Annotated in this window: 4 protein-coding genes and 1 pseudogene; all 5 read right to left on the bottom strand. The window is 73.4% G+C overall.

Annotated features, from left to right (window positions below; genetic code table 11):
* Positions 1–211: 211 nt before the first annotated feature.
* The 5 genes and pseudogenes from AB0O29_RS33850 to AB0O29_RS33830 all read right to left on the bottom strand — a co-directional run bounded on the left by AB0O29_RS33850 (position 212) and on the right by AB0O29_RS33830 (position 5,226).
* A complete protein-coding gene (locus AB0O29_RS33850; protein ID WP_365159660.1) occupies positions 212–1,558 on the bottom strand; it encodes a DUF445 domain-containing protein in 1,347 nt (448 codons plus the stop codon).
* A gap of 133 nt (positions 1,559–1,691) precedes the next feature.
* Positions 1,692–2,273 (bottom strand): annotated as a pseudogene (locus AB0O29_RS33845) (DUF1707 domain-containing protein); the annotation flags it as partial.
* A 307-nt stretch (positions 2,274–2,580) separates the two neighbouring features.
* Entirely contained in the window at positions 2,581–3,543 is a 963-nt protein-coding gene (locus AB0O29_RS33840) for an ATP-binding cassette domain-containing protein (RefSeq protein ID WP_365159657.1), read from the bottom strand.
* A gap of 2 nt (positions 3,544–3,545) precedes the next feature.
* The gene (locus AB0O29_RS33835) at positions 3,546–4,370 is read right to left on the bottom strand and encodes an ABC transporter permease (protein WP_365159662.1); all 825 of its coding nucleotides are present in this window, start codon (positions 4,368–4,370) and stop codon (positions 3,546–3,548) included.
* A gap of 52 nt (positions 4,371–4,422) precedes the next feature.
* Complete coding sequence (locus AB0O29_RS33830) at positions 4,423–5,226, bottom strand: ABC-2 family transporter protein (protein ID WP_365159653.1); 804 nt, start codon at positions 5,224–5,226, stop codon at positions 4,423–4,425.
* Between the last annotated feature and the right edge of the window lie 295 nt (positions 5,227–5,521).

The following is a 5,521-nucleotide window of genomic DNA, read 5'->3' as shown; positions in this document are numbered from 1 at the left end:
CACCCCCTACGGGCAGGAGCCGCGCGCCCACCGCCCACCCCCTACGGGCAGGAGCCGCGCGCCCACCGCCCACCCCCTACGGGCAGGAGCCGCGCGCCCACCGCCCACCCCGGGTGGGTGGGGGCGGGTCGGTGGCGTCCAGCCGGTTCCCCCGCGTGCGGGGGGCCGTCGGGGCTGCGTCCCGGGCGGGGTCGTCGGGACCGGGCCCGGGTCAGCCGCCCAGGGAGTGGGACACCGTGTAGATCAGGAGGCCCGCCAAGGCGCCCACCACCGTGCCGTTGATGCGGATGAACTGGAGGTCGCGGCCGATGTGGGCCTCGATCTTGCGGGAGGTGTGTTCCGCGTCCCAGGCGGCCACCGTGTCCGTGATCAGGGAGGTGATCTCCCTGCGGTACGTGGTGACGACGTAGACCAGCGCGCCCTCGATCCAGCCCTCCACCTTCGACTGCAGGCGGCCGTCCGTCGCCAGGCGGGCGCCCAGGGACATCAGGGACGAGCGGACGCGCAGCCGCAGTTCGCTGCGTTCGTCCTCGGCCGCCGAGATGATCATCGAGCGGACCGCCGTCCAGGCCGAGGCGATCACGTCCTGCACCTCGCCCCGCGCCAGGATCTCGGACTTCAGCCGCTCCACCCGCGCCCGGGTCTCCGTGTCCGACTGGAGGTCCGCCGCGAAGTCCGTCAGGAAGCGGTCCACCGCCCCGCGCGCCGGGTGGCCCGGCATGTCGCGCATCTCCGTGACGAACCGCAGCAGCTCCTTGTACACCCGATCGCCGATCTTGCGGTCGACGAAGCGCGGGGTCCAGCCCGGGGCGCCGCCCTGGACCGCGTCCATGACCGAGTCCCCGTGGGTGACCAGCCAGTCGTGGGCCTTGGCGCAGATCAGGTCGACCGCGCGGCGGTGGCCGCCGTCGGCGACGACGCGCTCCAGGGTCTTGCCGATGCCCGGCGCGATCTCCGCCGCCTCCGCCCGCCGGGTGATGGCCTCGCCCACCACGGCCTGGACGTCGGAGTCGCGCAGGACCGTCAGGGCCCCGCGCAGCGCGGTGGACAGTTCCGCCGTGACCCGGTCGGCGTGCTCGGGCTCGGCCAGCCAGGCGCCGAGCCGGCCGCCGATGCCCAGGGCGTGCAGCCGGGCGCGTACGACGTCGGCGGAGAGGAAGTTCTCGCCGACGAACTCGCCCAGCGAGACCCCCAACTGGTCCTTCTTGGTGGGGATGATCGCCGTGTGCGGGATCGGCAGGCCCAGGGGCCGGCGGAAGAGGGCCGTCACCGCGAACCAGTCCGCGAGCGCGCCGACCATTCCGGCCTCCGCCGCGGCCGCGACGTACCCGGCCCAGCCGCCCGCGCCCCAGGCCTGCTGGGCGCATTTGGCCAGGACGTAGATCACGGCGACGACGATCAGCAGTCCCGTCGCGGTGGCCTTCATCCGGCGGACGCCGCGTCTGCGCTCCTCGTCCGCCTCGTTGAAGACGAACGCGCCGCGGGCGGGCGGGCCCGCCGTTCCCGGTTCCTTCACGTGGTGCTCCTGCCTTCCCCCGGTGGCCGGTTTCGTCTGCATAGCATCCGACTCCCGGGAGGGTCCGGGAGTTCCCGGCGCGCCGCCGACCGGGTGCCGACCGGGGTCCCGCCGAGCTTGTTCAGAGTTCCTTGCGGAACTCGCCGCCGCCCAGCTTCTTGTCGCCCTTCGGCCGCTTCGGCTCCTTGACCTTGACCGCCACCCCGCCCCAGAAGGCCAGGCCGTTCACGATCACCCTCGGGGCGCCCGGTTCCGGACGGTTCTCCAGCGACCGGCCCTGGTCGAACCCGCCCATGACGCCGATGCCGCGCACGTCGACCTCGACGCCCGGCGGGACCGTGATCTCGATGCCGCCCATGATGGCGACGCAGGTGATCACGACCTCGCGCGCCGCGAAGTCCGCCTCGCGCAGGTCGAGCTCACCGCCGCCCCAGAAGGCCACCGCGTTGAACTGGGCCGGGACCGTCCAGTGCCCCTTGCGCTGGAACCCCGACATGATCGCGACGGCCGACGACGAGGCCGCCGTGCCGCCGATCCGGGACTGCCAGGAGCCGGCCGCGGGGGCCTGGGCGAGCGGAGCCGGAGCGGCGTCGGGGGCCGGGAGGTCACGGGTCAGGGGTTCGAGTTCCGCGTACGTACGGGACTTGTACGCCGCCTCCAGCCGCTCCTCGAACTCCTCCATGTCGAGCCGGCCCTCGGCGACGGCGTCCCGCAGCCGGTCGACCACCCGCTCCCGGTCGGCGTCCGACGCCCTCATGGCGAGGCCCGGGGCCGGGGCGGAGGGGGCAGGGGCAGGGGCCGGTGCAGGTGCCGGTGCCGCCTCCGCCGACGGGACCGGCGCCTTCTCCAGGGACGGCTTCTCCAGGGATGTCTTCTCCGGCGTCGCCTTCTCCGGGCGCTCGTCACTCATACGGGTCAGACTATGCAGAGAAGGCGCCCGGCTGAACGGCCCCGACCCCGGTCTCCACCCCGGAACCGCCCCTGATTTCCCCCTTACAGCGACCCCCGGTACCGACCCCCGGCCCCGACCCCCGGCCCCCGGCCGCCCCATGCAGGTCCCGCCCCTACCCCCGCCCCGCGTACATCCGCGCGATCACGTCCTCGATGTCCGGCTCCCGCACCGACAGGTCCAGCAGCGGGTACCGCGCCGCCACCGCCGCGACCAGCGGCGCCGCCGAGTCACGGGCCGGGAAGGCCAGCCACTGCCGCGGCCCCTCCACCCGCACCACCCGCGCCCCCTCGACCTCCAGCGGCGCGAGCTCCCGCTCCAGGTCCACCACCAGCGTCCGCTCGCCGCCCTCCCCCATCGCGTGCAGCCCGCCCAGCGCCCCGTCGTACATCAGCCGGCCGTGGTCGATCACCATCACCCGCTCGCACAGCTGCTCGATGTCCTGGAGGTCGTGCGTGGTGAGCAGCACCGTCGTCCCGAGCTCCTCGTTCAACTGCCGCAGGAAACCCCGCACCCGCGCCTTGCTGACCACGTCCAGCCCGATCGTCGGCTCGTCCAGGTACAGCACCTCCGGGTCGTGCAGCAGCGCCGCCGCGATGTCCCCGCGCATCCGCTGGCCCAGCGAGAGCTGCCGTACCGGCACGTCGAGCAGCGCGGCCAGGTCCAGGCGGTCCACGCAGCGGTCCAGGTTCTCCCGGAAGCGGTCCGCCGGGATCCGGTACATCCGGCGCATCAGCCCGTACGAGTCCTTCAGCGGCAGGTCCCACCACAGGGTCGTACGCTGCCCGAACACCACCCCGATCCGGTGCGCGAGCCGCATCCGCTCCCGCGACGGGTCGATGCCGGCCACGCGCAGCCGGCCGCCGCTGGGGGTGAGGATCCCGGTCAGCATCTTGATCGTGGTGGACTTCCCGGCGCCGTTGGGCCCGATGTAGCCGACGACCTCGCCCCGTGCGATCTCGAAGCTGATCCCGTCCACCGCCCTGACCTGCCGTTTCTCCCGGCGCATCAGCCCCGTCCGGCGCTTCGTCTCGAATACCTTCTCGACCGCCTCAAGTGTGATGAGGGCATCGGACACGACTAACTCCCCGTACTCCGGTACGAACGGACCCCCGCGCGCCACGCCAGCGACGCGGGCAGGAACACCGCGAAGGCGACCAGCGGGCTCAGGTACGCGACCCACCCCGGCAGCCCCAGCGGATCGGGCCGCCCCAGCACGTACAGCGCGGGCAGCCAGTTGACGAAGGCCAGCGGGACGATGAAGGTCACCCCGCGCAGCAGGTCCTTCGCGAACACCGTCGGCGGGTACTGGAGCATGGTGCAGCCCCCGTACGTGAAGGAGTTCTGCACCTCCGCCGCGTCCCCGGCGACGAACTGGAAGGCCGCGCCGGCCACCAGCACCGCGCCGAAGATCCCCGCCCCGGCCACCACCATGACGGGCACCAGCAGCACCCTCCCCGGCGTCCACTGCACGTCCAGCACCGAGAGCGCCCAGCCCAGCACCCCCAGCCCCTGCGCGATCCGCCCCAGCCGCCGCAGCGCGAACCGGTCCGCGGCGACCTGCGCCAGCAGCGGGACGGGCCGCACCAGCATGGTGTCGAGGGAGCCGTCGCGGATCCGGGTGCCGACCCGGTCGGTGTTGCCGAGCAGCAGGTCCGCCAGGCCCAGGGAGGCCGAACAGGACCCGTAGAGGAGGGCGATCTCGGGCAGGGTGAAACCGCCGAGCGCCGTCACGTGGGAGAACATGATCGCGATCGCCACGAAGTCGAGCGCCGTGATCGCCGCGTTCCCGACGGTGGCCAGCAGGAACGACATCCGGTACGCCATCGTCGAGCGGATCCACATCCCGGCGATCAGCCCGTAGCCCCGCAGCCCCTCGCCGAGCCGGCCGCCGCGCCCCGGCACCGGCGCGTACGCCCGCCCGGACCGCTCCGCCCCCGCGCGGGTCGCCGTCGTCTCAGCCACCCTGGACCACCACCTTCCGGGTCGCCGCCGACTGCGCCAGCCGGCCCGCGCCCAGCAGGGCCAGCGCCCACAGGGCCTGGAAGCCCAGCGCCCGCACGGCTCCCCCGGACCCGGTGTGGGTGCCTAGCAGGACGTCGAGGGGGACCTGGAGCATCGCCGCCCACGGCAGCAGCCGCACCACCTCGCCGAAGCCGCCGGGGAAGACGGTCAGCGGGAGCAGCATCCCGGAGCAGAAGATCGTCACGACGGTGGCCATCATGTTGACCCCGGCACCGTCCAGCAGCCAGAACGCGGCCAGCCCTAGCAGGTACCGCACCCCGAACCCGACGACCAGCCCGAGGGCCACCGACAGCAGGAACAGCAGCCAGCGCAGCGGATCGGCGGGCAGCGCGAGGGTGAAGGCGCAGGCCCCCGCCGCCAGCGGCAGCACTCCGCGCCCCAGCAGCTGGAAGCCGGCCCGGCCGAGGTCGGCGGCGAGCCACCAGGCCTGGAGGTCGGCGGGGCGGTAGAGGTCGACGGCGATGTCACCCGTACGGATGCGTTCCTGGAGCTCCTCCTGGAAGCCGCCGCCGATCAGCGAGCCGGCCGCCAGCAGGGACTGGCTGACCCAGACGAAGGTGAGCGCCTGGGCCTGGTCGTAGCCGCCGAGCCGTGGGCGCTCGCCCCACAGGGCGATGTACGTGTACGCGACGATGAAGCCGAAGACGGTGTTGGTGAACACCCCGGCCGCGGTCGCCGTCCCGTAGGTCGCGTAGCGCCGGAACCCGCCCGCCGCGACGGCCAGATAGAGACGCACCGTATCCCTCCGTTTCCCACGTCGTTCCTACGTCGGCCAAAGCGCGCGAGCTTAGTGCGGAGGGGCGAGCCACGCGACCGTTTTATGCCCGTCCGGAGCGGAATCAGCGGCCATCGGGTAGACACCATGAGGTACGGATGTGGATATTTCACACGGTCACGAGGAGCCCCGGAGATGAGCGACCAGTCACCACCCCCGGGCTGGACCCCTCGCGATCCGGACAGCCCGAAGCCGCAGGGCCCCGGGGGCGAGGCGGCGGGCGCGACAGCGGGCCGGGACGCGGGCCAGGCGGCCG

This window comes from Streptomyces sp. NPDC089915 (assembly GCF_040684675.1).
Classification (GTDB): domain Bacteria; phylum Actinomycetota; class Actinomycetes; order Streptomycetales; family Streptomycetaceae; genus Streptomyces.
This window is presented reverse-complemented; position numbering and strand designations above follow the sequence as displayed.